General features: G+C 68.9%; 25 protein-coding genes and 3 pseudogenes. 12 read left to right on the top strand and 16 right to left on the bottom strand.

Annotated features, from left to right (window positions below):
• Positions 1-393 precede the first annotated feature (393 nt).
• The 4 genes from I4Q55_RS47480 to I4Q55_RS47465 form a co-directional block, all read right to left on the bottom strand.
• Positions 394-1,134, bottom strand: a complete 741-nt coding sequence (locus I4Q55_RS47480) for an HNH endonuclease (protein WP_206797529.1) — start codon at positions 1,132-1,134, stop codon at positions 394-396.
• Positions 1,131-2,486: an AAA family ATPase gene (locus I4Q55_RS47475; RefSeq protein WP_206797527.1), complete on the bottom strand. Its 1,356-nt coding sequence runs from the start codon at positions 2,484-2,486 to the stop codon at positions 1,131-1,133. Before I4Q55_RS47475 ends, I4Q55_RS47480 begins: the two co-directional genes overlap by 4 nt.
• Positions 2,487-2,597: 111 nt before the next feature.
• Entirely contained in the window at positions 2,598-3,011 is a 414-nt protein-coding gene (locus tag I4Q55_RS47470) for a hypothetical protein (RefSeq protein ID WP_206797525.1), read from the bottom strand.
• Positions 3,012-3,722: 711 nt separating this feature from the next.
• Positions 3,723-4,543, bottom strand: a protein-coding gene (locus I4Q55_RS47465; protein ID WP_374194549.1) for an IS5 family transposase whose coding sequence is annotated in 2 segments (ribosomal slippage) — positions 3,723-4,207 and positions 4,207-4,543 — 822 coding nt in all. Because the reading frame shifts where the segments join, the coding sequence is not laid out codon by codon here.
• Positions 4,544-4,692: 149 nt separating this feature from the next.
• On the opposite strand from I4Q55_RS47465, the pseudogene I4Q55_RS47460 reads away from it, so the two are divergent.
• Together I4Q55_RS47460 and I4Q55_RS47455 are read left to right on the top strand one after the other, a co-directional pair.
• Positions 4,693-4,849: pseudogene (locus I4Q55_RS47460) on the top strand (IS481 family transposase); the annotation flags it as partial.
• Positions 4,850-4,924: 75 nt separating this feature from the next.
• Positions 4,925-6,397 (top strand): recombinase family protein, encoded by a 1,473-nt coding sequence (locus I4Q55_RS47455; RefSeq protein ID WP_307793498.1) that lies wholly within the window; start codon positions 4,925-4,927, stop codon positions 6,395-6,397.
• A gap of 157 nt (positions 6,398-6,554) precedes the next feature.
• Here the strand turns inward: I4Q55_RS47455 and I4Q55_RS47450 are convergent, their stop codons facing one another.
• Both I4Q55_RS47450 and I4Q55_RS47445 read right to left on the bottom strand, forming a co-directional pair.
• Positions 6,555-7,604, bottom strand: coding sequence for a hypothetical protein (locus I4Q55_RS47450; RefSeq protein ID WP_206797520.1), 1,050 nt, complete (start codon positions 7,602-7,604; stop codon positions 6,555-6,557).
• Positions 7,601-7,831 (bottom strand): hypothetical protein, encoded by a 231-nt coding sequence (locus I4Q55_RS47445; RefSeq protein ID WP_206797518.1) that lies wholly within the window; start codon positions 7,829-7,831, stop codon positions 7,601-7,603. The genes I4Q55_RS47450 and I4Q55_RS47445 overlap by 4 nt, the downstream gene beginning before the upstream one ends.
• 167 nt (positions 7,832-7,998) lie before the next feature.
• Between I4Q55_RS47445 and I4Q55_RS50460 the strand changes: the two genes are divergently transcribed.
• From I4Q55_RS50460 to I4Q55_RS47420, 6 genes are all read left to right on the top strand, one after another.
• Positions 7,999-8,130 (top strand): hypothetical protein, encoded by a 132-nt coding sequence (locus I4Q55_RS50460; protein WP_277992125.1) that lies wholly within the window; start codon positions 7,999-8,001, stop codon positions 8,128-8,130.
• A 577-nt stretch (positions 8,131-8,707) separates the two neighbouring features.
• Entirely contained in the window at positions 8,708-9,244 is a 537-nt protein-coding gene (locus tag I4Q55_RS47440) for a hypothetical protein (protein WP_242548012.1), read from the top strand.
• A 267-nt stretch (positions 9,245-9,511) separates the two neighbouring features.
• Positions 9,512-10,129 (top strand): (2Fe-2S)-binding protein, encoded by a 618-nt coding sequence (locus tag I4Q55_RS47435; RefSeq protein WP_206797516.1) that lies wholly within the window; start codon positions 9,512-9,514, stop codon positions 10,127-10,129.
• Positions 10,130-10,138: 9 nt separating this feature from the next.
• A complete protein-coding gene (locus I4Q55_RS47430) occupies positions 10,139-11,119 on the top strand; it encodes a xanthine dehydrogenase family protein subunit M (protein WP_206797514.1) in 981 nt (326 codons plus the stop codon).
• Positions 11,116-13,308, top strand: coding sequence for a xanthine dehydrogenase family protein molybdopterin-binding subunit (locus I4Q55_RS47425; RefSeq protein ID WP_206797512.1), 2,193 nt, complete (start codon positions 11,116-11,118; stop codon positions 13,306-13,308). Before I4Q55_RS47430 ends, I4Q55_RS47425 begins: the two co-directional genes overlap by 4 nt.
• Before the next feature lie 43 nt (positions 13,309-13,351).
• Positions 13,352-14,065: an SDR family NAD(P)-dependent oxidoreductase gene (locus I4Q55_RS47420; protein WP_206797510.1), complete on the top strand. Its 714-nt coding sequence runs from the start codon at positions 13,352-13,354 to the stop codon at positions 14,063-14,065.
• A 24-nt stretch (positions 14,066-14,089) separates the two neighbouring features.
• Here I4Q55_RS47420 and I4Q55_RS47415 read toward each other — a convergent pair whose 3' ends face one another.
• The 3 genes from I4Q55_RS47415 to I4Q55_RS47405 all read right to left on the bottom strand — a co-directional run bounded on the left by I4Q55_RS47415 (position 14,090) and on the right by I4Q55_RS47405 (position 17,128).
• On the bottom strand, positions 14,090-15,001 hold the full coding sequence (locus I4Q55_RS47415) for a helix-turn-helix domain-containing protein (RefSeq protein ID WP_206797508.1): 912 nt from the start codon (positions 14,999-15,001) through the stop codon (positions 14,090-14,092).
• 33 nt (positions 15,002-15,034) lie between these two features.
• Positions 15,035-16,057 (bottom strand): zinc-dependent alcohol dehydrogenase family protein, encoded by a 1,023-nt coding sequence (locus I4Q55_RS47410; RefSeq protein ID WP_206797506.1) that lies wholly within the window; start codon positions 16,055-16,057, stop codon positions 15,035-15,037.
• Positions 16,058-16,240: 183 nt separating this feature from the next.
• A complete protein-coding gene (locus I4Q55_RS47405; protein WP_307793497.1) occupies positions 16,241-17,128 on the bottom strand; it encodes an LLM class flavin-dependent oxidoreductase in 888 nt (295 codons plus the stop codon).
• Positions 17,129-17,209: 81 nt separating this feature from the next.
• On the opposite strand from I4Q55_RS47405, the pseudogene I4Q55_RS49960 reads away from it, so the two are divergent.
• Positions 17,210-17,341: pseudogene (locus I4Q55_RS49960) on the top strand (LysR family transcriptional regulator); the annotation flags it as partial.
• Between the two features lie 194 nt (positions 17,342-17,535).
• Entirely contained in the window at positions 17,536-18,039 is a 504-nt protein-coding gene (locus I4Q55_RS49955) for a LysR family transcriptional regulator substrate-binding protein (RefSeq protein ID WP_307793496.1), read from the top strand.
• On the opposite strand, the gene I4Q55_RS47390 is transcribed toward I4Q55_RS49955, so the two are convergent.
• The 6 genes and pseudogenes from I4Q55_RS47390 to I4Q55_RS47370 form a co-directional block, all read right to left on the bottom strand.
• On the bottom strand, positions 18,022-18,774 hold the full coding sequence (locus tag I4Q55_RS47390) for an SDR family NAD(P)-dependent oxidoreductase (protein ID WP_206797501.1): 753 nt from the start codon (positions 18,772-18,774) through the stop codon (positions 18,022-18,024). The genes I4Q55_RS49955 and I4Q55_RS47390 overlap by 18 nt on opposite strands.
• A gap of 147 nt (positions 18,775-18,921) precedes the next feature.
• Entirely contained in the window at positions 18,922-19,200 is a 279-nt protein-coding gene (locus I4Q55_RS49950) for a hypothetical protein (protein WP_242548011.1), read from the bottom strand.
• Between the two features lie 14 nt (positions 19,201-19,214).
• A pseudogene (locus I4Q55_RS51185) lies at positions 19,215-19,622 on the bottom strand (SDR family NAD(P)-dependent oxidoreductase); the annotation flags it as partial.
• A gap of 24 nt (positions 19,623-19,646) precedes the next feature.
• Complete coding sequence (locus I4Q55_RS47380; protein WP_206797499.1) at positions 19,647-20,087, bottom strand: nuclear transport factor 2 family protein; 441 nt, start codon at positions 20,085-20,087, stop codon at positions 19,647-19,649.
• Positions 20,084-20,935: a hypothetical protein gene (locus I4Q55_RS47375; protein ID WP_206797498.1), complete on the bottom strand. Its 852-nt coding sequence runs from the start codon at positions 20,933-20,935 to the stop codon at positions 20,084-20,086. Before I4Q55_RS47375 ends, I4Q55_RS47380 begins: the two co-directional genes overlap by 4 nt.
• A 79-nt stretch (positions 20,936-21,014) precedes the next feature.
• The gene (locus tag I4Q55_RS47370; protein ID WP_242548010.1) at positions 21,015-21,941 is read right to left on the bottom strand and encodes an NADP-dependent oxidoreductase; all 927 of its coding nucleotides are present in this window, start codon (positions 21,939-21,941) and stop codon (positions 21,015-21,017) included.
• 98 nt (positions 21,942-22,039) lie between these two features.
• Here I4Q55_RS47370 and I4Q55_RS47365 point away from each other — a divergent pair, with 98 nt between their 5' ends.
• Positions 22,040-22,702, top strand: a complete 663-nt coding sequence (locus I4Q55_RS47365) for a TetR/AcrR family transcriptional regulator (RefSeq protein ID WP_206797496.1) — start codon at positions 22,040-22,042, stop codon at positions 22,700-22,702.
• Positions 22,703-23,040: 338 nt separating this feature from the next.
• The gene (locus tag I4Q55_RS47360) at positions 23,041-23,988 is read left to right on the top strand and encodes an alpha/beta hydrolase (RefSeq protein WP_206797495.1); all 948 of its coding nucleotides are present in this window, start codon (positions 23,041-23,043) and stop codon (positions 23,986-23,988) included.
• A gap of 263 nt (positions 23,989-24,251) precedes the next feature.
• On the opposite strand, the gene I4Q55_RS47355 is transcribed toward I4Q55_RS47360, so the two are convergent.
• A complete protein-coding gene (locus I4Q55_RS47355) occupies positions 24,252-25,106 on the bottom strand; it encodes an LLM class flavin-dependent oxidoreductase (protein ID WP_206797493.1) in 855 nt (284 codons plus the stop codon).
• Positions 25,107-25,114 lie beyond the last annotated feature (8 nt).

Here is a 25,114-nt window from a genome sequence, read left to right as displayed (position 1 = left end):
CCACCGCAAACGCCGCCAACGGGGGCTGGGCAAGCTCACCCCAGTCGAGTTTGAGACCATCTACACCCCCGCAGTGGCGGCCTGAGAAACAGTCAGCTCCGGTGTCAACCGAAGTCTGGGCAGACCCGTGTTCGGGGAGATCATGTGCTAATGATAGTGCAGAGTCGCCAGGGCAGCACATCGCCCTCATGCCGCTGAGCGCCTTGGTTTTGGCTTCGCTCGCAACGCTGCGGAACAGCACTCCGGCGTCGCGCAGTGGGGCGGCAACCGGTGCGCCCGCCAGCCGCGACCCGCGTCTCGGGCTCGGCGCGCGCTGCATTGCCAATGGGTAGCCATGGGAAGCTGTCATCGTCGAGGGCTGTGTGAGCGGAGGCTTCCGGCTGCGGGAAAGCGTCAGGCTCTCAGCACTGTGGTCCATGTGCTGCTGTGCAGCGGCTCCAGGACGTGAAGGCGGTCGGCGAAGAGCTCTTCCGCGCCAGGTGCGTCGGCGTAGCGGATCATGGCGTGCAGAACATCGGCAAAAGGCTGCTCCCGGATGGCGTGTTCGATTGCCGTGCGTGCGGTGTGGTTGCCACGCCGGTCATGGTCGTGCCAGATGAGCAGTAGAGAGCTCAGCGACTCGTAAGCGGCTTGCCGGCCACGGGTCAGCAGGTCACGGTTGAGCCCGCAGATCTTCAGCGTGGCTTCTCCGCGCGGCGTGGTGGCCAGGTAACTCCCCACACTCAGCGCCAGGACGAGGTGCTCGAAGGGGTCGTCGACGGTCGGATCGAGCAGCAGCGGCTGCCCGTCGGCATCAACGGGGAAGACGTCGCGTTTGTGCTGGCTGTTGCAGACGCTGCAGGCCAGCAGATGGTTGTCCCAGCTGAAGGTGCTGAGGGGCATGCGGGCCAAGGGGTCGTGGTGATCGACGTCTGAGCCCTCGTTGTCGCCGCAGTACATACACCGGGCCCGACCGGGAGCGAACTGGATCAGCGCGCGCTTGAGGGTTTTGCGTGTGCCGCGGCGGGTCTGCCACAAGTGCCGCGCGTGGGCCACACGGGTTTTGTGGCTGCGTTTCCTGCGAATCTCGGCGGTCATGGTGGCCATGTTGCGCATGACACGCGGATCCAGTTCGGAGCGAACCAGTGGGATCATCCACGCTCCGCGCGGCTGAGACTGGCGGTGACCTCGCCGACTCGAGTCACCGGCGAGCTGGTCAGCAGATCTTTGAGGTAGCGGTAGCGGCTGCGCTGCTGCCGATCGGCCTTGCCGCTGAGCACTGCCACCTCCAGCTGCACCAGCTCCTCACGCAGCGCGATCGCCTGGTCGGAATAGGCGGTATCGAGCCCGAACAGATCCGATAGCACAGCGTCGTCGCCGGTGCCGAACACGACCCGCTCCCACAGGTCGTCATCGACTCGGCGTGGCGGCTGCTGCTCGTTGGGGCCGGGCATGGTGATCAGGCCGCCCCGATCGGCGGCCTGACAGACATACGGGCTGTGCGTGGTAACGATGAACTGGATCTGCGGGAAATGGCGCTTGAGCCAGGTACCGATGCGCTTCTGCCAGGACACGTGCAGGTGCGCGTCGACCTCGTCGATGATCACCACGCCGGGGGTCGTGATGGCCGGTTGCCCGTCATCGTCGGTGACGTGCAACTCACCGAACGCTTCGAACAGCTGCTTGAGCAGGTCGACGACCAACGCGACCACGGTGCGGTAGCCGTCGCTCATCTCCCGCAGCGGAAACCGCCGGCCCTCGTGGTCGATCCACAAACCTTCGGAATCCAATGCGGTGATGCGGTACCCATCGGGCAGCATCCCGTCCTGCAGGATGTCCAACGCGGCCTGCTTGAGCTGCGCGGCGCCCGGGCGATCCTCCAGCGAACGCAGGTGCTGCTCGATCAGCCAGCTGACGCCCTCGGCCAGCGACGCGTCTTCGTGGAACAGGCTGGCCATCCGGCCCACCGGGCCGCCGGTCAGCATGAGGCGCTGGCTGTCGCCGGTGCCGCCGACCAGCCGCCGGAACGGACCATAGGCAGCGCAGAACCACCCGACCGGATTGTCCTGCCAGGGGCCCCGCCGGGCCGGGCCTCGCGACGCGCGCCCGGAAGTATACTCCTGCATGGCAGGCTGTGCCGGGCGGCGCCCGGCGTGGACGTCCTCATGGGCTTCCCACGACAATCCCGCCCGGAACGTCCCTGCCGGGGGTCGGCCCGAGGTGAAGCGGTCCGCCCCCGCCTCGAAGGAAAGCACGACCTCGGCGACCGCCTCGCGCTCGCCGGCCGACACCCAGTTCTCGAACCCCAGGACCAGGTTCCGCGCCACAGCCGGCCCACCGATCGCCAGGGCGATCCCACGCAGCAGCGACGTCTTGCCCGACCCGTTGCGTCCCGCCAGCACAGTCCACCCGGCGTATTCGCCGGAAGGGCGACGAAACTCCAGATCGACGACGCGGTCGCCGTAAAAACCCTTCACGTTCGCGAGGTGGACTCGCGATATGTACATCCGACCTGGCCCTCCGGTAGGCGCCGATCCGCTCGCTTACACCCTAGCCTGTGATGATCGCCTGAGCGTCACGACGCGCGGCTGCGCCACCGCCGCCCGTCCGACCCGGCTTTACCCGCCATGGGAGCTTCGCATGCCGACTCTGCGACGCTGGCGGGTGTGACCTATGACCTCCAGCGCTGCGGACCACAGGTGTTCGAACAGCTGCTGCAGGCTCGCTGCGTTCGGTCCGGTCGTCGGCGGCGTCCAGGTGTGTGGCCGCGGCGCAGGAGGTCCTCGCGGCCGGGGATGTCGCCGGGCTGGGCCACCGCGGTGGCTGTGCTCCTCGCGCAGCGCGGCGAGGTTGGGCTGGTGCCGGTCGCCGGACCGATGAGCACCGGTGAGGCAGCGCTCGGCGAGGTCGACCGGCGACTGGTCGAAGTGGCGGGCGGTATCGCGGTCGGCCAGGTAGCGGACTTCGGCGTCGGCGAGGGCCCGGTGCTGGGCGACGATGAGGTCGGCGTAGGTGTCGTGGCGCCCGGGCACGGCGAGCAGCTGTGCGGTGAGCTCGCGGACGTCGCGTTCGGCGATGTCTCAAGCCGGCCATGGCACACCGCTCGGCCGGCGGTGGCGGCCGAGGCGGGCAGCTGCAGCTGCAGCTCTACCTATCGCTGCTGTGGATCTGCGCGGCCAAGCCGGGGTTCGGAATGCCGGTCACCGCTACCCAAGAGCCCGCTCAAGCGCGTCGGCCAGCAGCGTCATCGTCAGGCCCATCGACGCGGTCATCGCCGCGATGGTGCCACTGCGTAGGCCGCGGGACGGGGGCATCGAGGGCTAGCGGGGCCAGCACCGGCTTTCGTCCAACGCCAGGGGCACCAGCGTCGGGCTGTGCAGCTCGGCAGCGGTGCGATCGGAGTAACGCTTCGGCTTGAAGCAACGACCTTCCGGGGGTAACAACGGGAGGGTATGTGCGGGTTCTTTTCGTCCATGGCACCGGCGTCCGGCGACAAGCGTTTGACGCGACCTTCGAGCTGGTGTCCCGCAATCTCGCACAGAGGCTGCCCGACGTCGATCTGGTTCCAGCCTACTGGGGCGACGACCACGGAGCGTCCCTCGCTGCGGGTGGGCAATCCATCCCGAGCCGGCGAAAGACCCGCGCCGTCGCAGGGCAGGATCCAACGGCGTCTCCTCTGGAACAAGAAGCCGCCGAGTGGGCACTGTTGCTGGTCGACCCGTTGTGCGAGCTTAGACCGCATCTCATTTGGGGTTGTTATGGGTCAGAAGATCCAGCTTGATAGCCCGGCGGTAGCAGATGATTGCGCAGGCCAGCTGGGTGAAGCCCAGGAAGTGGGCGGCCTTGCGCTCGTAGCGACGTGCCAGCCGACGGAACCGGGAAACCCACTCCAAGGTCCGCTCGATGACGTACCGATAACGTCCTAGCCGTTTGGCCGACTCGATACCCCGGCGGGCGATCCGGGCAACGATGCCCCGCGCACGCAGCACCTTCCAGCAGGCCGGGTAGTCGTAGCCCTTGTCCGCGTGCAGCTTGTGCGGCCGGCGCCGCGGCCGTGCGACCGGCGCGACCGCATCGACGACCGCCTCGAACGTCAGGTGGTCGTTGCGGTTGGCCGCGGAGATGACCACCGCCAACGGGAGGCCAACACGATCGCTTATCGCGTGGATCTTTGAGCCCGGCTTGCCCCGGTCAACCGGGCTGGGGCCGGTCAGATCCCCCCTTTTACCGCCCTGACCTGCATGGCGTCCACCGACGCTCGTGACCAGTCGATCGCTCCGGCGGAACCGAGCAAGTCCAGCACCTGCTGGTGCAGCCGGGCGAACACCTCCGCCTCGACCCACTCGGTGAACCGGCGATGCGCGGTCGCGGCACTGACCCCGAACGAGGCTGGCAGCGCTGACCAGGCACAACCGGTCTGCAGCACGTACAGGATCGCGGCCAGCACCGCACGGTCGTCGAGCCGGCGCCGGCCTCCGCCCTGGTGGCGTTGCGGCGCATCGGGCAGCAGTGGGTACGCCAGCAGCCACAACGGCTCTGGACACCACTTCTCCACATCGGTCATCGCTGATCAACGATATCGCCCACCCAGCAACACAACCAAATGAGATGCGGTCTAAGCCGGAGCGCCGTCCCAGCAGGAATGACTCGTCACGCGCCGGACGCAACGACAGGCAGGTCGGCCGCGGCAAAACCCGCGGCCAGCGGCCCCGCTACACCTACCTCCACTCCGCCGTCGACGGCTACTCACGCCTGGCCTACACCGAAGCACTACCTGTCGAGAAGGCCCGGACGGTGATCGGGGTCGTCCACCGAGCCCGGGCGTTCTTCACCCGCCACGGCATCACCCACATCCACCGCATCGTCACGGTTCGCGGGCGCGTCAGCGCCCTCACCCATGTGTTGATCGTTTCAGCCTCGTCGCATAGGTCGTTATACGGCCGACGTGCGCGCGATCCGCTGCGCCGAACGGGCGAACGAACTCGACCACGCCGTCATAAGGCACCAGCCTCGTCATCGACCCAGCGTGCATCCGCATCAACCACGCCCGGCTCAGTTCCCTCCAGCGGACGACGCCGCGAACTTACTTGCGCAGTGGATGAGCAGAAAGAACCAGATCGGGGCTGCATCCACAGACGTCGTGGGCGACGGCATACGGTTCGCGTTCTACGGCCGTACGTCGACCACCCGCCATCAAGATCGCGTGTCGTCACAGGGCTGGCAACGCGACATGGCCGATGAGCTGGTCGCGGGCCACGGCCAGGTCGTCGCCGCCTACTTTGACCCCGGCACCTCACGCCGCATCCCGTGGCGGCAACGACCCCAGGCTGCCCGGCTCATGGCCGCGGCCTCGAGTCCGGAGTCCGCAATCGATGCGATCGTCGTTGGCGAGTACGAACGTGCCTTCACCGGCACCCAGTTCAGCACCCTCTACACCTGGTGCACCCGGCACGGCATCCAGCTCTGGCTGCCAGAAACCGGTGGCCCGGTCGACCTCGGCAACCGCGACCACCGGGCACTGATGGCGCTGCTGGCCACCCAGTCACAGCGCGAGGTCCTACGTGCCCGGCACCGCGTCCTGGCCGCGATGCACAACCAGGCCACCCAACAGGGCCGCTACCTCGGCGGCCGACCACCCTACGGCTACCGTCTCGTCGACGCCGGCCCGCACCCCAACCCAGCAGATGCCCGCTGGGGCCGGCGGCTGCAACGGCTCGCACCCGACCCACGAACCGCGCCACACGTACTGTGGATGTTCCGACAGCGCCTGGCCGGGCACAGCGTCGCCAGCATCGCCCGACACCTAAACGAACGCGGCGTTCCTTGCCCGTCCAGTGCCGACCCGGACCGCAACCGGCACCGAACGCGCGGCGCTTGGACGCTGCGCACGGTCGCGGTGATCCTGGCGAACCCGCGCTACACCGGCCGCCAGACCTGGAACCGCCGCACCACCGGCACCGAAGGCCCAGCGTCAATGCCAGCATTGTCAGCGAAAATGGCGCATTCGCCGCTCGTCACGGAGCAGGACTTCGTCACCGCTCAACAGATCCGAGCGACGCGACCGGCCAGAGACGGCCGGGTTCACCGGTTCGCCCTCGCCGGGCTGATCCACTGCGGTGTCTGCGACCGGCGACTGGATTCGCACTGGAACCACGGGAGACCCACCTACCGCTGCCGCCACGGCCACACCAGCACACAACGCGCGGGACAGCCGCGGTCGAAGACGCTCTACATCCGCGAAGACCATCTCATCGACGAGCTCAACATCCAACTTGGAGATGAAGGCAACGACGGCCACGCCACACCGGAGCTTGACCGACCACGGCACAGACGCGTGGCAGCAGCGCTGCGCAACTCAGGAAAGATCATCGTCTACGACGGCGCCGGATGGCGACTGGAGGAGATCGATTCGAGCTGAGCTACGATCAACCCCGGCTTCAAGATCGCGTTTCGCGATCCGTGGGGTAATACTGTGTCCGAGACTTGAACCCCCATACGTGGGATATCTCCCGTGTTTGGGGAGATCATGCGAGTATTGTAGCGCAGAGTAGCCCGATCCGTCTCCCCGTGAGCTTTCACAGAGCAAACCGGTGATCGGGCTGACCTGCCCAGGCAGCTACCACATCCACCGGCACGAGCTCCTGGGCGATGCGTCCACCCGCAGCGCGCACGTGTGCGAGCGCATCCCACAACTCAGCGCCAAGCCATTCCTGCCCTACCGCGCCCGACCAGTCGACCGTTCCAGCCTCCTGCACTGCAAGCCCCACCATCGCCGCCCATAAGCCCGTCGCAGGGCGGACGTCGACGTCCGGCGTCATTCGTGCCGCTGCCACCGCGGTCGACGTACCGGCCGGATCGAAGTCGCCCCAGTACCAAGCAACCCCTCGTACCGGTCCCTGACCGGCTACGTCGACCGCGGGCGAAGGAACCTGTGCCGGAAACGTCTTGCCGGAGCCCCAAACGACCGCACCGATGCGGTGGCCCCCGCTGGCTCGCAATGTCTGGACAGCCACCCAATATGTGTCACTGTTCTCGACGACGAGGACGTCCGGTCCCGCCCCCACGACCGCTGCCGGGGCGGGTGGCGCCAGCCGCACGCACGCGAGCATCGGCAGCCTTAGCCGGCCCGGACCGAACATCTTCGACCGTTCCAGCTGCTCGAGCCGCTTCTCCCGACCAAAAATCTCCGCGGATCGATAGCGGATAGGCACAGTCGGAAGTCTCGCTGGCTCGACCCGGCCCAGCCAATCGTTCACGGCCGTCAGATCGTCGAATAGGGCAGCGGACAATGTCGGCAAGGACGACACCCAGCCCAGTTCGCGGCGCCACGGAAATGTCACCCACGGCCGTCCACTGTCGACACGCCGGGCTGCCGGCACCAACACATGGCGGGGCAGCGCGGGGACGATGGATGCGTCCCATGCCTGCTTCGGCAGTTCGATCACGGAGGAGTTCGACAGCTGCAGCAAAGCCTCGTGCAAGGCAGCCGCCTGATCGGGATCGCCGACGAACCTGGGTGCAGAGCGGTTCCAGAGTTGCCACAGCGTGTCGAACTCGATCTTCACTGATCTCGTGTCCAGGATCGCTCCCCGCAGCGTGGCGACCTCGGACGGACGGACAGTCACAGATCCACCTCGTAGCGCGTCGCATCGACCCAGTTTCGAGCCGAGGCTCGGTCCCGGCCCCCGGTGATCGAGTCGATCACGTCCACTCCGTCCACGACCGTCGCACGTAGTTGCAGGTAGGCGAGGTTGCGGCGAAGGTCACCGTCGTTGCGCAGTTTCACGACTACCGAGCCGTGTCCGGTGAATGCCGCGTCGACTGCGGGGTCGTGCAAGCCGGTCGCGCACACCAGCTGTACACCCGAGTGCGCCGCGAGCTCGTGCTCTCGGTGCCGAAGACGATGACGTCATAGCGCTGCACCGCAGCTGGACGCCAAACCGGTTCACGGTCGCCTGCACCTGGAGTGCGCAGCGACCGAGGTCCAGCAGTCACCTGTGGACCACCGTCACCACCACGTTGGCAGAGGATCCTTTCACCGGCCGCCAAGTCGGGACCCTGGCGGCCGCGCGGCTCGCCGGACAACTGCAGGCGCTCGGAGCGACGGTCACCACCGACCAGTCCCCCGTCGCCGTGCGCGAGCTGTACTGAACACCCGAACTTCGGGAGAGCGACGGCCAGTAGGTGCGCCTCCGGGACTTCGTCGAGTACCTCGTGTCGGCGGATCTGCCCGAACCACCCACCGCCGAGCTGGCAGCCGCCGACGCCGGTCGGCTCGCCGATCGTTGGGTGCCCGGGCCGGACGTGGGGTTCAGCGCGAGCTACCTGCGGCGGCGCAGCCGGGCTGCGCGTGCCGCGCGGAACCGATGAGGCCGGATGCCACTCACGAGGATGACCTGCATTGACTCACAAGGATGAATCACAACGCGGGGTGTGACGCAGGCACCTTGTCAGGGACCGGAATAGCCGAGTGACCGCCGAGGTCCCGGTACCTAGCGTGGATGGGATGGCGAGGCACCGAAAGCTCCCCGCAAGTCAGTACGAATGCCAGTACTGCAACCGGCGACACTTCAAGGATTCGGAAGCCGGACGGGAATGCGCACGCCGAGCCCAGCGGACACGCACCCGCCGATCTACCGCCCGAACACCAGTCCACCGGCCAGCGTGGAGCCCGTCGCCGGCGGTGCCGCGAAGCACGCGACCGCGATCATCGGCGGCGCCCGCACCAATGGCGACACCGACTCGCTCCGTCGCGCCGCAGCTCGACCGCAGGACCACCCGCCGTCAGCACGCCAAGGAATCATTGAACAGGGATCCGTCGAACATCGCCGGCGACGTCGTAGCTTATGTCTTCGACGAGAACGGCTTCTACACACGGCTGGCCAACCGTGCCATCGACAAGGTCCCGTGGACTTCCTCGGTCCGCTACCGCAAGCACGGACTCTGCGTCTGCCTCAACAACGTGGCGAAAGGGCTCGATCCCGGCACTTACGCCAAATACGCTCAGATGCCGTTGCGAGCGGGCCTGATCTTGGTCGGCTGCCCGAAGTTCCTCGCCGAAGTCCTCAGCGCGGCATCCGCGTTCGGCATCAAGCAGATCCTCGGCACGTTGCCGCATGCTCAGCTGTACAAGACGCTGCGGATCATGATTCCGCTGGTATGCCCGGACTTGGACGTCTGCCCCGCCCGGCAGGACGTGGTGAAGACCTACGCTTCGCCGGTACTGGCTCGGGAGCTCAAAGAGTTCGCTGCCGGCCTCCGCTGAACCGGCGCCGTCTCACCGGAATTCCGGGAGGGCTTGCCGTCACCCCTCGCGTTGGCCGCATCCTTGCCCTGACCTGCGGTAACCGACAGCGGGTGGTTGTTGTCACGGCATACTTCCGGCTTTCGACAGCGAGCTCCCGGCCGGCCCGAAAGCCGGGGGGTGCTGACAGCCCCTCCCAATCCCCCGGCGAGGTGTGATTTCGTCCACCCGGAACGAAAAACGAGCTGTGCCCGCCTGCCGCAATCTCGCGACCGAGGAAGTCCTTCCATGTCGATCGAAGAAATCCCGGCCACCGACGAGGACACGCCCGCCACCCTGTCGCGGCGCACGTTCGTCGCGGCCACGGCCATCACCGGCGCGGTCGCCGTCGCCGGGGCGCCCGTCCTCGACGCGGAGCCCGCCGCGGCCGCCGAGTCCGGCACCAGCAGCCGGGTGTCGTTGACGGTCAACGGAACCCGCCACACCGTCACGTTCGACAACCGCACGTCACTGCTGGATCTGCTGCGCGAGCACCTCGGCCTCACCGGCTCGAAGAAGGGCTGTGACGCGGGCGCCTGCGGAGCCTGCACCGTCCTGGTCGACGGCCGCCGCGTGAACGGCTGCCTGACCCTCGCCGTGCGGCTCGAGGGCGCCGAAGTCACCACCATCGAAGGCCTCGCCGAAGGCGACCGGCTGCACCCCCTGCAGCAGGCGTTCATCGACCATGACGCCTTCCAGTGCGGCTACTGCACGCCGGGACAGATCATGTCCGGCGCCGCCTGCATCAAGGAAGGCCACACCGGGTCCCGCGCGGAGATCCGCGAATGGATGAGCGGCAACATCTGCCGGTGCGGCTGCTACGTGAAGATCGTCGACGCGGTCCAGCAGGCCGCGCCGCGGAAGTGAGGACCTGACGTGCAGCCCTTCACCTACACCAAGGTCGCCGACACCCGTGCGGCCGTGGCCGCGGGGCAGCGCGGCGGCCGGTACATCGCCGGCGGGACCACGCTGGTCGACCTCATGCGCGAAACCGTGGAACGCCCGGCCGGGCTGGTCGACATCGCCGCGCTCCCCTTGCGCGGCATCAGGGTCACGCCGGGCGGCGGCCTGCGCATCGGCGCGCTGGTCACCATGGCCGAGGCCGCCGCCGACCCCCGGGTCCGCGGCACGTACCCGGTGATCTCCGAGGCACTGGAGCTCAGCGCCTCGGCGCAGCTGCGCAACATGGCCACCATCGGCGGCAACATCATGCAGCGCACCCGGTGCACCTACTTCCGGGATGTCACCGCCGCGTGCAACAAGCGCGCACCCGGCTCCGGATGCGCGGCGCTGCACGGCATCAACCGCAGCCATGCGATCCTCGGCACGTCCAGCCACTGCATGGCCACCCACCCCTCCGACGTCGCCGTGGCGTTCGCAGCCCTCGAAGCCACCGTCCGGCTCCTCGGCCCGGACGGCGAGCGCACTGTGGCGTTCCGTGACTTCCTGCTCACCCCGGGCACGACGCCCGAGCGGGAGCACGCCATCCGGCCCGGAGAACTGATCACCGCCATCGAGGTTCCCGCGCTTCCGCGTCCGGTGCGTTCGGGCTACCTCAAGGTCCGCGACCGGCAGTCCTACGAATTCGCCCTGACCTCGGCCGCGGTCGCCCTGCACATCCAGGGCGGGGTGGTCCGGGCCGCCAAGGTCGCGGCCGGCGGCGTGGGCACTGTGCCGTGGAAACTGGCCGCCGTCGAGCAGCACCTCACCGGGAAGGCGCCGTCCGCGCAGCTGTGGACGGACGCCGCCGCCCGCGCCGCGGACGGCGCACGCCCGCTGGACCACAACGCGTTCAAGGTCGAATTGCTCAAACGGACCGTCGAACGTCAGCTTCGCGTCGTAGGAGGAGGCCAGTGACCGCGCAGCCCCAGCGAGCCGTCGGCACTCCGGTGTCCAGGGTGGACGGCCGGCTCAAGGTGACCGGGCACGCCACCTACGCCGCCGAACACGAAATCGACGGCGCGCTGCACGCCGTCGTGGTCGACGGCAGCGTCGGCGCGGGACGCATCACCGCGATCGACGACCGCGCCGCGCTCGCCCACCCCGGCGTCCGGGCGGTGATCAGCCACCTCAACGCCCCCAAGCTCGCCTACCGCGAGAGCCCGAACGCGAACAATCCCGAGGGCACCCGGCTGCGCGTCTTCCAGGACGACCGCATCCGGTTCTTCGGCCAGGCCGTCGCGGTCGTGGTCGCCGACACCCTCGAGGCGGCGCAGCACGCCGCCCGGCTGGTCGAAGTGCACTACAACGCCCGCCAGCCGGCCACCGACCTGCGCTCGGCCCCGGCCGGCGAACCCACCACCTACGCGCGCGGCGACGCCGACACCGCGTTCGCCGGTGCCGCGGTCAAACTGGACGTCACCTACGACGCCGCGCGCAACCACCACAACCCGATGGAACCGCACGCGACCATCGCACGCTGGGACGGCGACCGCCTCACCGTCTGGGACAAGACCCAGTGGGTCGGCGGCACCCAGCGGGAACTCGCCGCGGTGTTCGGCATTCCGGACAACCACGTGCGCGTCATTTCCCCCTTCGTCGGGGGCGCCTTCGGCAGCGGCCTGCGGGCCTGGCCGCACGTCACCATCGCCGCGGTCGCGGCACGCCACACCGGACGGCCGGTCAAGCTCGTGCTGGCCCGGCGCCAGCTGTACTTCGGCACCGGCTTCCGGCCCTGCTACGGCTACCGCCTGAGGATCGGCGCGGATCGGCGCGGCCGGTTGAGCGCGATGATCCACGACATCACGGCCGAGACGTCGTCGTACGAGAAATTCGTCGAGGCCGCGATGGCTCCCGGGCAGATGCTCTACAGCATGCCGCACGTCCGGCAGGCCTACAGCTCGGTGCCGCTCGACGTCAACACGCCGATCTGGATGCGTGGCCCCGGGTACGCGAGCGCGTCGTTCGCGATCGAATCGGCGGTCGACGAGCTCGCGCACGCGCTGAAGATGGACCCCATCGAACTGCGTCAACGCAACGAGCCGGCGAAAGACGAGTCCACCGGCTTGCCGTTCTCCACGCGGCGGCTGCGTGAGTGCTACACCGTCGGCGCCCGGGAATTCGGCTGGCAGCACCGCAATCCGGCACCACGCTCGACCCGCGACGGCGACTGGCTGATCGGCACCGGGATGGCCACCTCCGTCTATGACACCGCACGCGGCGCGGCCCAGGCCTACGCCCGGCTCGAGGCGAACGGCGCGGCCCTGGTCCAGTCCGCGACCAGCGACATGGGCCCCGGCACCTACACCTCGATGACCCAGGTCGCCGCCGACGCCCTCGGCCTGGCCATGGACACCGTCCGGTTCGAGCTCGGCGACTCCCTCATGCCACCCACGCCACCCCACGGCGGCTCGCAAACGATGGCCAGCGTCGGATCCGCCGTCCTGAACGCCTGCGACAAGGTCCGGCACCAAGCCGTCACCCTCGCCGTCAACGACCTCCGGTCCCCACTGCACGGAGCCGACCCCGCCGACGTCATCGTCCGCAACGGGCGCATGGCGCTCAAGAACGACCCGGCTCGCGGCGAGAGCTTCCGGCAGCTGCTGTCACGCAATGGACGACCGCACCTGGAGGCCATCGGCGGGTTCGCCCCGCCCGGGCAGGATCGCTCGTCGTTCTACGCCTACGGCGCCGTGTTCGCCGAGGTCGCGGTCGACGCCCAGCTCGGCCTGGTCCGCTTGCGGCGCATGCTCGGCGTCTACGACGCCGGGCGGATCGTCAGCCCCAAGCTCGCCGACAGCCAAGCCCTCGGCGGAATGGTCGGCGGGATCGGCTCGGCGCTGCTGGAGCACACGGTCACCGACCCGCGAGACGGCCGGATCGTCAACGCCAACCTCGCCGACTACCTCGTTCCCGTCAACGCGGACGTCCCCGAGCTGCGCGCGATCTACCTCGACGGCTCCGATCCCCAGGCCGACCCCCTCGGCGTCAAGGGCATCGGGGAGGTCGTGCACGTCGGCGTCGCGCCGGCCATCGCCAACGCCGTCTTCCACGCCACCGGAAAGCGGATCAGGAGCCTGCCGATCACCGCGGAATCCCTGCTCTGACAGGTTACTGTCAGGTCCGACGAACGGAATGGAGGACACCAGCGTGGCGTTGGTTCTCGTCACCGGCGCGGCGACCGGGCTCGGCCTGGCGACCGCACAGGCGCTGGCCGCGGATGGGCACGACGTGGTCGCGCACGCCCGGAACCCGTCCCGACTCGCCGGAGCGGGCCTGCTCGATCAGGTCCGCGGCGCGATTTACGGGAACCTCGCCGAACACCAGGAGGTCGTCGCCCTCGCCGGGCAGGCCGACGAGTACGGCCGGTTCGACGCGGTCATCCACAACGCCGGTGTCCTCACCGGCCCGGACGTCCTCGCCGTTAACACGCTGGCGCCGTACATCCTGACCGCTCGCCTGCGCACACCGCACCGGCTCGTCTACCTCAGCAGTTCCATGCGCCGGTCGGGATCGGCGAATCTTCAAGGCCTCACCACGGGTCGCGTCTCCTATGAGGACAGCAAGCTGTACGTCACGGCTCTCGCCGCCGCCATCGCGAGCCGGTGCCCGGAAACCGCCTCGCACGCCGTCGACCCGGGCTGGGTACCGACCCGGATGGGCGGCCCCGGCGCGACCGACGACCTTCGCGCCGGGCACGAAACCCAGGTGTGGCTCGCCACCGGCCAGGACATCGAGCCCCGCACCGGCGGTTACTGGTACCACCGGCACACTCAGCGCCCCCACCCCGCTGCTCAAGACGCGACGTTTCAGGCCGAGCTCATCGCCGGTCTCGAAGCACGCACCGGGATATCCCTCGGCTGAACGAGAGCGCTGCCCGTAAGCGAGTCAGCTGTCGTCTGCAGCGGTCTGACCCCGCCGGTCCCCACCTCGGGCTGCACGGGGACGATCCGGGCTTTCGGAGCTTCGGGTGGCCGCCCACGTGGCGAGGATCGCGAACCTGTCGGCGGAGGCGGAGTCCTTCTCGGCGCTGTAGGTGACGACGGACAGGCCGGGCTCGCCGGGGAGTTCGAACACGTCGAAGGTGACGTCGAGCTCGCCGACTTCGGGGTGGCGGTAGACCTTCTGCCCGGTGCGGTGCTCGTGCACGTCCTGCTCGGCCCAGTCCGTGCGGAACTGCGGGCTGAGTGTGGAGAGCTCGCCGATGAGTGCGGTGAGGTCGTGGTCGAGCGGGTCACGGCCGGCCGCGAGCCGGAGCATCGCGGCGGTCATGCTGCGGGCCAGCGGCCAGTCGACGTAGAAGTCCGGGGCGCGGGGGTCCAGGAAGATGAACCGGGCCAGGTTCGGCTTCTCGGCTTCGAAGTGCGGGGCGAACATGGCCCGGCCCATGAGGTTGGCGGCAATGAGGTCGTGCCGCGCGTTGATCACGATGGCGGGCAGGGCGATGTTGTCGAGGACTCGCTGCACCGAGGCCCGCACCGACGTCTTGACCGGTCTCCGGCCCTGCGACGCTTTCGATGCCGTGGTGCGGGCCAGGTCGAACAGGTATTCGCGTTCCACGTCGTTGAGGTGCAGCGCTCGCGCGATGGCGTTGAGCACGCTTTCCGAGGCACCGCCGAGGTCGCCGCGCTCGAGTTGCGTGTAGTAGTCGACGCTGACACCGGCGAGGGTGGCGACCTCTTCGCGGCGCAGGCCGGGTACCCGCCGTTCGCCACCGCCCGCGGGCAACCCCGCCTGTTCTGGGGTGACGTGCGCGCGGCGGGAAATCAGGAACTCCCGCACCTTGTCCTTCTTGCTCATGCCCTCCGCCGTCCGTGTCCGCTGTGAGTGGTGTCAGAAGGTCAGCATGACCTTGACGGCGCGGCGCTCGTCCATCGCCTTGTAGCCTTTGGCGGCCTGGTCCAGCGGCAGGGTGAGGTCGAAGACCTTGCCGGGGTCGATCTTGCGGTCCCAGATGAGCTGGATCAGCTCAGGCAGGAACCGGCGCACCGGAGCGGGTCCGCCGTGCAGGTGGATGCCGGCGAAGAACAGGTCGATGCCGGGGATCTTGACGTCGTAGTTCACGCCGACGAAGCCCAGGTGACCGCCCCCGCGGGTGGCTCCGATCGCCTGCATGGTGGACTCCTGGGTACCCACGGCTTCGACCACGCTGTGGGCACCGAGCCCGTTCGTGAGTTCCTTGATCTTCGCCACGCCCTCGTCACCACGTTCGGTGACGATGTCGGTGGCCCCGTACTCCAGCGCGAGCTTCTGCCGGTCGGCGTGGCGGGACATCGCGATGATCCGCTCGGCACCGAGCTGCTTGGCGGCCAGCACCGCCATCAGGCCGACCGCCCCGTCGCCCACGACCGCGACGGTCTTGCCGGGGCCCGCCTCGGCGGCGACCGCGCCGAACCAGCCGGTGCCCAGCACGTCGGAGGCGGCCAGCAGTGACGGGATCAGCTCGGGATCCGGCTGTCCGGGGGTGACGACGAGGGTGCCGTCCGCTTGGGGGATGCGGGCCAGCTCGGCCTGGGTGCCGATGCCGCCGTGCACGAACTCGGCGTGTACGCACTTGGACTGGTAGCCGGCCCGGCAGATCTCGCACGTGTTGTCGGAGATGACAAACGACCCGACGACGAAGTCACCCGGCTGGACGGTCTTGACCTCGGTACCGACCTCTTCGACGACGCCGACGTACTCGTGCCCCATCAGCAGGTGGTCGGCCGGTTCGATGCCCCGGTAGGGCCACAGGTCCGACCCGCAGATGCAGGTCGCCGTCAACCGGATGATCGCGTCCGTCGGCTCGATGATCTTCGGATCCTCGCGCTCCTCCACGCGGACGTCGCCGGTGCTGTGCATCACCACTCCACGCACGAATTCTCCTCCTTGGGTCTCGGGTCTTCCTCGATTCATCAAACCCGGCGCATGTGCGCGTTGGGAGGGGCCGTCAGCACCCCCCACCCGAAGCGGTGACGCCGGACGGATGGACGTTCCACCTAAATGGAACGCCCTTCCCATTTTCTCCCGAGGGTAGCACCCTCAGAGGAAACCCGCCGGTCAGTCGCCTGCCTGCTCCTTGGCGACGGCCTCGCGCACGGCGGGGACGATCTCGTTGGCCCACCGGCCGAGCACGGTCAGGTCCTCGGCGAATCCGTGGGGCTCGGCGAAGTTGAAGCCGGCCGCGCCGTGCTCCAGCACGGCCCCGGTCAGCTCCTCGACCCACTGCGCCGCCGACCCGCCGACCCAGCGGCCGTCCTCGTCGCGGGTTGCGTTCAGGGGCCGCTCGGCGATCCGCCCGGCGAAGTTGTAGATCGTGCGGACCTCGCCGGGATCGCGGCCGGCGGCCGTCGCGGCCTCGTCGATGACCGGCCGGGACGTGCGGTACCGCTCGCTGAGCCAGTCCGCGAAATAGGGCGGCAGCCAGCCGTCCGCGACCCGGCCGGTCGCGGCCAGCGACTTCGGGCCGCTCGAACCGGTCCAGACTTCCGGCGCGGCCACGGGTGCGGGGTCGATCCGGTTCACCCGGTAGTGCGTGCCTTCGTAGGTGACCGGCGGGCCGCCCCCGGCCAGCTGCTTGACCAGGACGATCGCTTCCTCGAAGGCGGCGACGGCCTCCCCGGGCGACAGCCGGGGAACGCCCATGTCGGCGATCCGGTCCCACTGCAGGCCCACCCCGAGGCCGAGCACCACACGGCCACCGGACAGTGCCGACAACGACGTCACCGTGCGGGCCAGCATGGGGGCGGGCCGGGTCGGCAGGTTGGTGACGTTGGCGAAGCCGGTGAGCCGCTCGGTCGCGCCCAGGACGAACCCGAGAAACGCGTAGGCGTCCAACTGGTCACCGGTGTAGGGGTGGTCCATCACCGAGACCAGGTCGAGCCCGTCACGGTCGGCCTGCCGGACCGCACGCAGCAGATCCGGCACATTCCCGATCGCGTTGTTCACGCAGAAACCGAAAGAAACCTTTCCTGGGTACGTCACAGCTGTTACTCCTCTTTTCCGATAACGGACTGTTACTCTGTGGATATGGAACGGGTGGAGACGCGTGAGCTCGAATACTTCGTCGCGGTCGCCGAGGAACTGCATTTCGGCCGGGCCGCGGAACGGCTCGGAATCGCCCAGCCGCCGCTGTCCAGGGCGATCGGCAGACTGGAACGCCGGCTCGGTGTCCAGCTGTTCGAGCGCACGAGCCGCCGGGTCGCCCTCACGGCGGCCGGAGCGGTTTTCCTGATCGAGAGCCGGAAAGCGCTGGCCGCGGTGGACGCCGCGGTGGTGCGCGCCCAGCGCAGCGGGCGCCCCCACCGCCTGGTGGTGGCCACTCCGCCGGGCACGGCGCCGGGCTGCTGGCCGACGTGGTGCGGGCCTACCGGCGCCGGCCCGGCGCGGCCGACGTCGAGGTGGTGTTCACCCGGGACCACCTCGACGTCGTCCGCGCCGGCTCCGCGGACGTCGCGGTCACGTGCGGCTACGACGAGCTGGGCGGACTGGAATTCACCGAACTCGTCGAAGAAGAAACTGTCGCGTTGCTCCCCCGGGATCATCCGCTCGCGGCGAAGCCCGCGGTTTCGGCCGGCGATGTCGCCCAGGAACCCCTTTTCCGGCCGCAGTGGCCGGACGCCACGCTCGACGAGATCATCGACCAGGTCGCCATGGGCGAACTGATCGTGATCGCCGCGGCGAGCGCGACCGACCGGATCGGCTCCGCCGTCGTGGCCGTTCCCGTTGCCGACGCGCCGCCGACCTGGCTGATGCTGACCTGGCGACCGGACATCCCGGCGGCGACACGGGACGAGTTCGTGCACACCGCCAAGAGCGTGGCGGCCGGGCGCATGGTGCTTTCAGCCCCAGGGGCCTAGCTGGGTGATGCCACCGTCGACCACGAGCTCGAAGCCGGTGATGTAGGTGCTCTGGTCCGAGGCGAGGAACAGGATCGCGTTGGCCTGTTCCTCCGGCTTTCCCCACCGGCGCAGCGGATTGTTCGACGAGTGCTCCACCATCCATTCGCGCCTGCTTTCCTCGTCGAGCCAGAACCCGACCGAAGGCGTGTCCGTCGTTCCCGGCGCCAGCGCGTTGACCCGGATCGTGCGTCCCTTGAGCTCGTTCGCCCACGTCCGGGCGAACGAGCGGACCGCGGCCTTCGACGCGTTGTAGACACTCATGCCCGGCGTCCCGGTGCTCCCCGACACCGAGCTGACCAGCACGATCGACGCGCCGTCGGTGAGCAGGGGAAGAGCCTTCTTGACGGTCTTCAGCGTGCTTCGGACGTTGGTGTCGAAGTGCAGGTCGAAGTGCTCGTCGGTGACGTCTTCGAGCGCCGCGACCTCGGCGGTCCCGGCGTTCGCCACGAGCACGTCGATCCGGCGGCCGTCGGTGCGCACGGTGTCGTACAGCCGGTCCAGGTCCGCGGGATTCGATGCGTCACCTTGCACGGGGATCGCGCCCACCTTCGCCGCGGCGGCGGTCAGTTCCTGTTCCTTGCGGCCGGTCACGTAGACGACCGCGCCCTCTTCGACGAATCGCTGCGCCGTGGCGAGTCCGATTCCTGAGCTGCCGCCGGTGATGACCGCGACCTTGTTTTCGAGTTGACCCATGCCTTCGAGTCCACCACCGCTCCCCGGCCGGAACAATGACTGCTTCCGCATCGCCGGTGGGCCCTTCCGGTATCGATCGGTGTCCGCTCGCCGACAGACCACAAAGGACGCGCCGCGGCCGGGAAGCCGCGGCGCGCCCCAGGAGGCTCAGACGCTGAAGACGCGTTCGGCTTTGTCCCGATCGGTGGTGTGCAGCTCCCAGTAGACCGGCGAGATCTGCTCGGGCGGGGCGGTGGGGAAGCCGGGGATGACCGCGTCGGAACTGCCGATCGCCACGTCGATGCCGACGTGGGCGGCCTGGACGCCGGTGCCGTCGAGTTCCTTGTGGAGGTTGAGCACCCAGTTGCGCAGTGCCGCGGCGGCGGCGTTGACGTTGCCGACCTGTGGCACGGGGTCGATCGACCCGGCGCCGGTGGTGTACAGCAAGGTCCCCGCCCGGCCTCCCGCATCGCGGGCAGCACGGCCCGGGTGGCGGCGATGGCGCCGTAGAGCTGGAATTCGATTTCGTGCTGCACGTGGGACGGCTCGGTTTCGGTCGGGACGGTCAACGTGGTGGAGCCGAACCCGCCGACCGGTGAGTACTCCAGGACGTCGATGCCGCCGAAGTGCGTGGCGGCGTCCTCGATCGCCTGGGTGAGCGCGTCGCGGTCGAGCACGTCGGCCGGGAACGCGGCTGCGGTGATGTCCTCGGCCTTGAGCTTGCCGGTCAATTCGTCGAGCTTGGCGCGGTTGCGGGAAATCAGCGCGACGTCGAAGCCCTGCGAGCCGAACGTGCGAGCGATGGCCAGGCCCATACCGGGGCCGGCTCCGACAATGGCGATGCTGGACACAGCAATCCTTTCGATCATTACTTCATGAGGGGGAAATGGAATTCAGGCGACGGTCGTGGCCGGGACGAGGAGTTTCTCCGCGATACGGCCCGCGATCTTCCAGCGGCCTTCGTGCAGGGCGTAGCGATCGGTCAGCTGGGTGAGGTGGCCCGCGTTCGCCGCCGGATAGCGGGCCGGGCCCGCACCGGCGGGAGCCGGGCCGACGAACGCGGTCAGGCACGAGGCGCCGTGGGCGTCGTTGTCACTGATGGTGTGGAAATGCAGGTTGGTGACGAGATGGCGCACGGTCAGCTCGGGTCCGGGGCGGGCGTCGAGCACCGCCTTGATCTCCGCGTGACCGTGCAGAACCTGACCGTGGACCTCGTAGACCGCGTCCGGGGTGAACCGCGCCAGGACCTCGTCGTGTTCGCGCCGGTCGTAGTGGTGGACGAACGCGGTGTTCAGCCGGGCCAGGCGCCAGGCGATCGCGTCCTCGTCGGTCATTCCGTCCGCCGCGGACCGACGACGGCGGCTTCGGGGCTGGTGTGGGTTTTGAGGACGAAGTCGTAGACCGCCGTGTTGTAGGGACCGGCGAAGCCGTGGGCGGTGATGTCCTCGGGGTCTTCGTGCAGGGTCGTCTCGGCCTGCAGGGATGGTGCGGCGATCTTGGGGCCGACGAAGTCGATGGGGATGATGGGGTCGCCGGCGAAGTAGACCTCTCCTCGGTAGGGCTTGATCAGGTCGGGGTGGTGGATTTCGTAGTGGATGTGGGCCGGCCGGTAGATGCTGCGGCCCAGTGCCGTGGCCGCCGCCGTCACGGCCTTGGCGGCCTGGCTCGGCGTGTTGGAATACGGCACCGGGGTGATGGTGGTGAAGGCGTAGCGGCCTTCGGCGTCGGTGAGCTGGCGGCCGCGCAGGTTGTACTGGGGCTGGCCGTCGTCCCAGATGCCGGAGTAGACGCCGTCGTTGGACGCGTGGTAGATCACCATTTCCGCGCCGGCCAGCGGGTTGCCGTGGCCGTCGAGGACGCGGCCGGAGGCGATCAGCGGGACGCCGGGTTCGTCGGCGCGCATCGGGAGCCGGCCCGGGTTGTCGATCAGCGGCGCATCGGGGACGTAGGTCGGGCTGTCCACGTCTTCGGAGATCGTGTAGCCGTTGCCACCGCCCTGGAATACCTCGCTGAACAGCGGCATGGCGCACAGCGACAGCGGCACGCCGGTGGCGTCGTGCAGCTCCGTCAGCAGCGTGGTGACCGTGTGCACGTCGTCGAAGGTGAGGCCGTGCTCGTCACGCATGCGGGCCAGGGCGTCTTTGAACGCCTCCACCAGCCGCACCGCCCGGGGATTGATCATGCCCGGGGCGATGTGAGCCCATGAAGGAAGCGTCGTCGGGAGCATGGTGTGTTCCTTTCCGGAGGAGAGGGAAATCGGTTCAGGCGTGGGTGATGGCGACCTTGCCGAGCGTCCCCGCGCCGAACGCGGCGAACGCCTCACCGACCCGGTCCAAGGGGTAGGTGGCGGTGACCGGGATACGCAGCGCGCCCGACGCGGCCTCGGCGGCGAGCCGAGCCAGGGTCCGGGGGTTCGGATCGGCCATCACCGATACGGCGGTGACGCCCTCGGGCGTGACACCGAGAGTGGAGGCGAAGCGGCCGCCCGGACGCAGCAGGCGCGCCAGCTGGTCGCCGTCGCCGGCCAGGTGCAGCACCGCGTCCAGGCCGTCCGGCGCGAACGCCTGCACCTGGGTGGGGAGATCGCCGGTGAAATCGACGACCTGGATCCCGGCGACCGGAGTGAGGCCGGTGACGAAGTCGGTCTCCGCGCCGGAGCGGGCGGTGGCGATGACCCGGGCGCCGCGCGCGACCGCGAGCTGCACCGCCAACGTGCCGACGCCGCCGGTGGCGCCGGAGATCAGGACCGTCTCCCCCTTGCCCAGGCCCACCGCGTTCAGGGCGTCCAGCGCCGCGGTGCCCGCCAGGCCCAGCGCGCCGGCTTCGCGCAAGCTCAGCGCGGGCGGGATGGGGGCCACGCCGTAGGCCGCGGACACGGTGACGTAGTCGGCCAGCGACCCCGTCCCCAGGAAGGGCTTCATCACCACGCCGAAGACCGCGTCCCCCACCGCGAAGCCCTCGACGCCTTCGCCCAGGGCTTCGACCGTCCCGGCGAAGTCCTTGCCCGGCACCAGCGGGAACCGGTGCTCCAGCACACCCTGCAGGTAGCCCGCGGCGGTGGCGGTGTCGAAGCCGTTGACCGAGGACGCGGCCACCCGAACCAGCAGCTCCCCCGCTTCCGGGCGCGGCTTCGCCACCTCGCTCACGGACGGGCCGGCGGGGACGGAATCCAGTGTTGCAGCACGCATGGTGATCACCTTCGAAGTAAGTGGAACGGCCTTCCCGTTTCCTGTCATCACCGTAGCAGAAAAGTGGGAAGGGTGGTCCACTTGATAGGGTGGCGGACATGACATCCGCCGAAGCACCAGGTCAGCAGTCCGAACCCGCCCTGCGCGCGGACGCCGAACGCAACCGCGAGCGCATCATGGAGGCCGCCCGCCGCCTCTACGCCACCGAGGGACTCGACGTGTCGATGGCGTCGGTCGCCCGCGAAGCCGGCGTCGGCAAGGCCACCCTCTCCCGCCGCTTCGCCACCCGCGACGAGCTCGTCAACGCCGTCTTCACCGACCGCATGGAGGCCTACGCCGCGGCCACGGCCGCGGCACTCGCCGACCCCGACCCCTGGCACGGCTTCACCCACTACGTCGAGACCATCTGCTCGATGCAAGCCGCCGACCGCGGCTTCGCCGGCGTGCTCACCGCGAGCTTCCCCGGCGCGACCGCCATCGAAGCCCGGCGGGCCGAGTCCTACCGGGGCTTCCTCAAACTCATCAGCCGCGCCAAGGACACCGGTCACCTCCGGGCCGACTTCGCCTCCGAAGACCTCGTCGTCCTGCTCATGGCCAACGCCGGCGTCATCGCCGCCACCGCCGACGCCGCTCCCGGCACCTGGCGCCGGCTCGTCGGGCAAATGCTCCGCGCCTTCGCCACGCCCGACGCTCCCCTCCCGCCGTTACCCGACGCACCGGACTCCGCGGACCTCTACCGCGCCATGGCCCGCACGCCCTGAACGGGAGCGGTAGGTCCCGATTCGACTGGACACCGTCGACGACACCGGGTTCGTCGGTCTCTTCGGCGGACGCACCCCCGCCGGATGGCACGCCCGCACCGGCTCCCTGCACCCCCGGCGGCCCGCACCTTCTTTTCCGTACCTGGACAGCCCGGCATAGCCGACTTGAGTGATCACGCGAACCGGGGGGTGCTGTCGGCCCCTCCCAGTGAACGCGTGCAGCCGGTTGAATCGGCCGCGAGACGTCGGTGCCGACAGGTCCCGCGGGCCGCGCGGGCACCGGCGACATTTCGGAGAACACCCAGAACGCACCCAGGAAACAACGGGAAAGAGCCACAATGGACAATTACATCTTCGAGCTGGACGAGAACGTCACGCGCACACCGGTTTCGTACCCGAACAGGTACGGAATGACCATCTCCGCGGACCTGTACCGCCCGAAGGAATTCGACGAATCCCAGCGGCATCCCGCGATCGTCATCGGCGCTCCGTACGGCGGCGTGAAGGAGCAGGGCCCGGGAATCTACGCCCAGAACCTGGCCAAGCGCGGCTTCACCGCGCTCACCTTCGACCCGTCGTACAACGGCTACAGCGGCGGCGACCCGCGCCACGTGTCGTCTCCCGACATCTTCGTCGAGGACTTCCACGCCGGCGTGGACTACCTGGGCACTCGGTCCTTCGTGGACCGGGACCGCATCGGCGCGCTCGGCCTGTGCGGCAGCGGGGCGTTCAGCCTCAGCGCCGCCAAGGTCGACCACCGCATCAAGGCGGTCGCCACGGTCGTCATGTACGACCACCACCGCCTGTTCAGCAAGGGCTTCCGCGACGCGCTCACCGACGAAGAGCGCAACGGCATCCTCGACAGCCTCGCCGAACAACGGTACGCGGACTTCGAAAGCGGCGTACCCACGTTGGTGACACCGCGCCCGGCGCCGATCGGGTTCGACGAGAACACCGACCCCGTCGGCCGCGAGTTCGGCGAGTTCTACTCCACTCCACGCGGCTACCACCACAACTCCACCACCCAGTTCACGATGACGAGCAACTTGTCGTTCATGAACTTCCCGCTGCTGGCCAACCTGGAATGGATCTCGCCGCGGCCGATCCTCATCGTCGTGGGCGAGCACGCCCACTCCCGCTACTTCGGCGAAGACGCTTACGAGGCCGCGGCCGAACCAAAGGAACTCCACGTCGTCCCCGGTGCCGGTCACGTCGACCTCTACGACAAGACCGACCTCATCCCGTTCGACAAATTGGACGAATTCTTCAGCAAGAACCTGACCTGATCAGCAGGTGAGCGGCCTGATGACCAGCGCTCCAGCGCTTCCGTCAGGGCCGCTCCCGCAGGCCTGGGTCAGGGACCACTCACCTCGAGCGCAGTGTCGAGCCGCATTGTGGTGTAGGACCGTCCGGCTCGCAGCCGGTCGCTGCCGGCGCGGGACGGCGATCTCCACCTCCACCGACTGCCCTGACCACGGTGACAGACAACACCGCGGCCTGGGCCGAGCAACTAGCCGGGCCGGTCGTCTCGGCACTGGCCGGAAGTCTGCTACCGGACGGCTTCGGCCAGCCGTTCCACCTCGTCGGGGTCGTCAGTGGCCGCGTTGAAGAACAGCTCGTCGATGCCCAGGTCTTCGTACTGCTTGACGACATCGCGCACAGCGCTGGTATCGCCGGCCACGGCACCCGAGGTGAGTCCGGCAACCTCGGGCCCCAGGCTGCTGTAGTAGTCGTAGACGTTGCCCCGCCCCTTCTCGAAGTCACCCAACGCGAAGTAGGCGGTACCGACGAGGTACGGATCGCCCTCCCTCCCGGCGTCCTTCCATGCCTGGCGGGCGCCGTCGAACCAGGAGGCGGCCAACGGCGGTGGCACCGTGCCGGCGATGTATCCCTTGCCCCACTTGGCCATCCGGTTCAGCGCGGCCGGCGCCGTCCCGCCGAACAGCATCGGGATTTCGACCCGGCCACCGGGCACACCGGCGGACTCGCTGCCCGGGACGGGCGTGCCCGCCCAGAAATCGCGGAAGACCTCGAGGGCGTGGTCCATTCGCTTGCCCAGCCCGCGTGGCCCCGCGCCCTCGACCACGAAGTCTTCCGGCCGTCCGCCGACGCCGAGCCCGAGGGTGAGCCGCCCGCCCGAGACGCCCTGGATGCCGGCGATTTCCTTGGCCAGCAGCACCGGTGGCCAGACCGGCGTCACCAGGACGTTGCTGACCAGACCGATAGTGCTGGTCGCACCGGCGGCCGCGGCGAGCGTCACGGTGTCCATGACGCCAGGGAAGGCGATCCGGCTGCCCGCGCCCAGCGAGGAGAATCCGGCCGCCTCGGCGCGGCGCGCCCACTCCGGGAGTACTTCGGGCCGGACATCGCGCACCAGGTTGGGAAGGCCGATACCGATCTTCATGCTGCTCC

Origin of the sequence: Amycolatopsis sp. MtRt-6 (assembly GCF_017308975.1) — a bacterium.
Classification (GTDB): domain Bacteria; phylum Actinomycetota; class Actinomycetes; order Mycobacteriales; family Pseudonocardiaceae; genus Amycolatopsis.
Note: the sequence above shows the minus strand (reverse complement) of the source record. Positions and strands in the feature narration are given on the sequence as shown.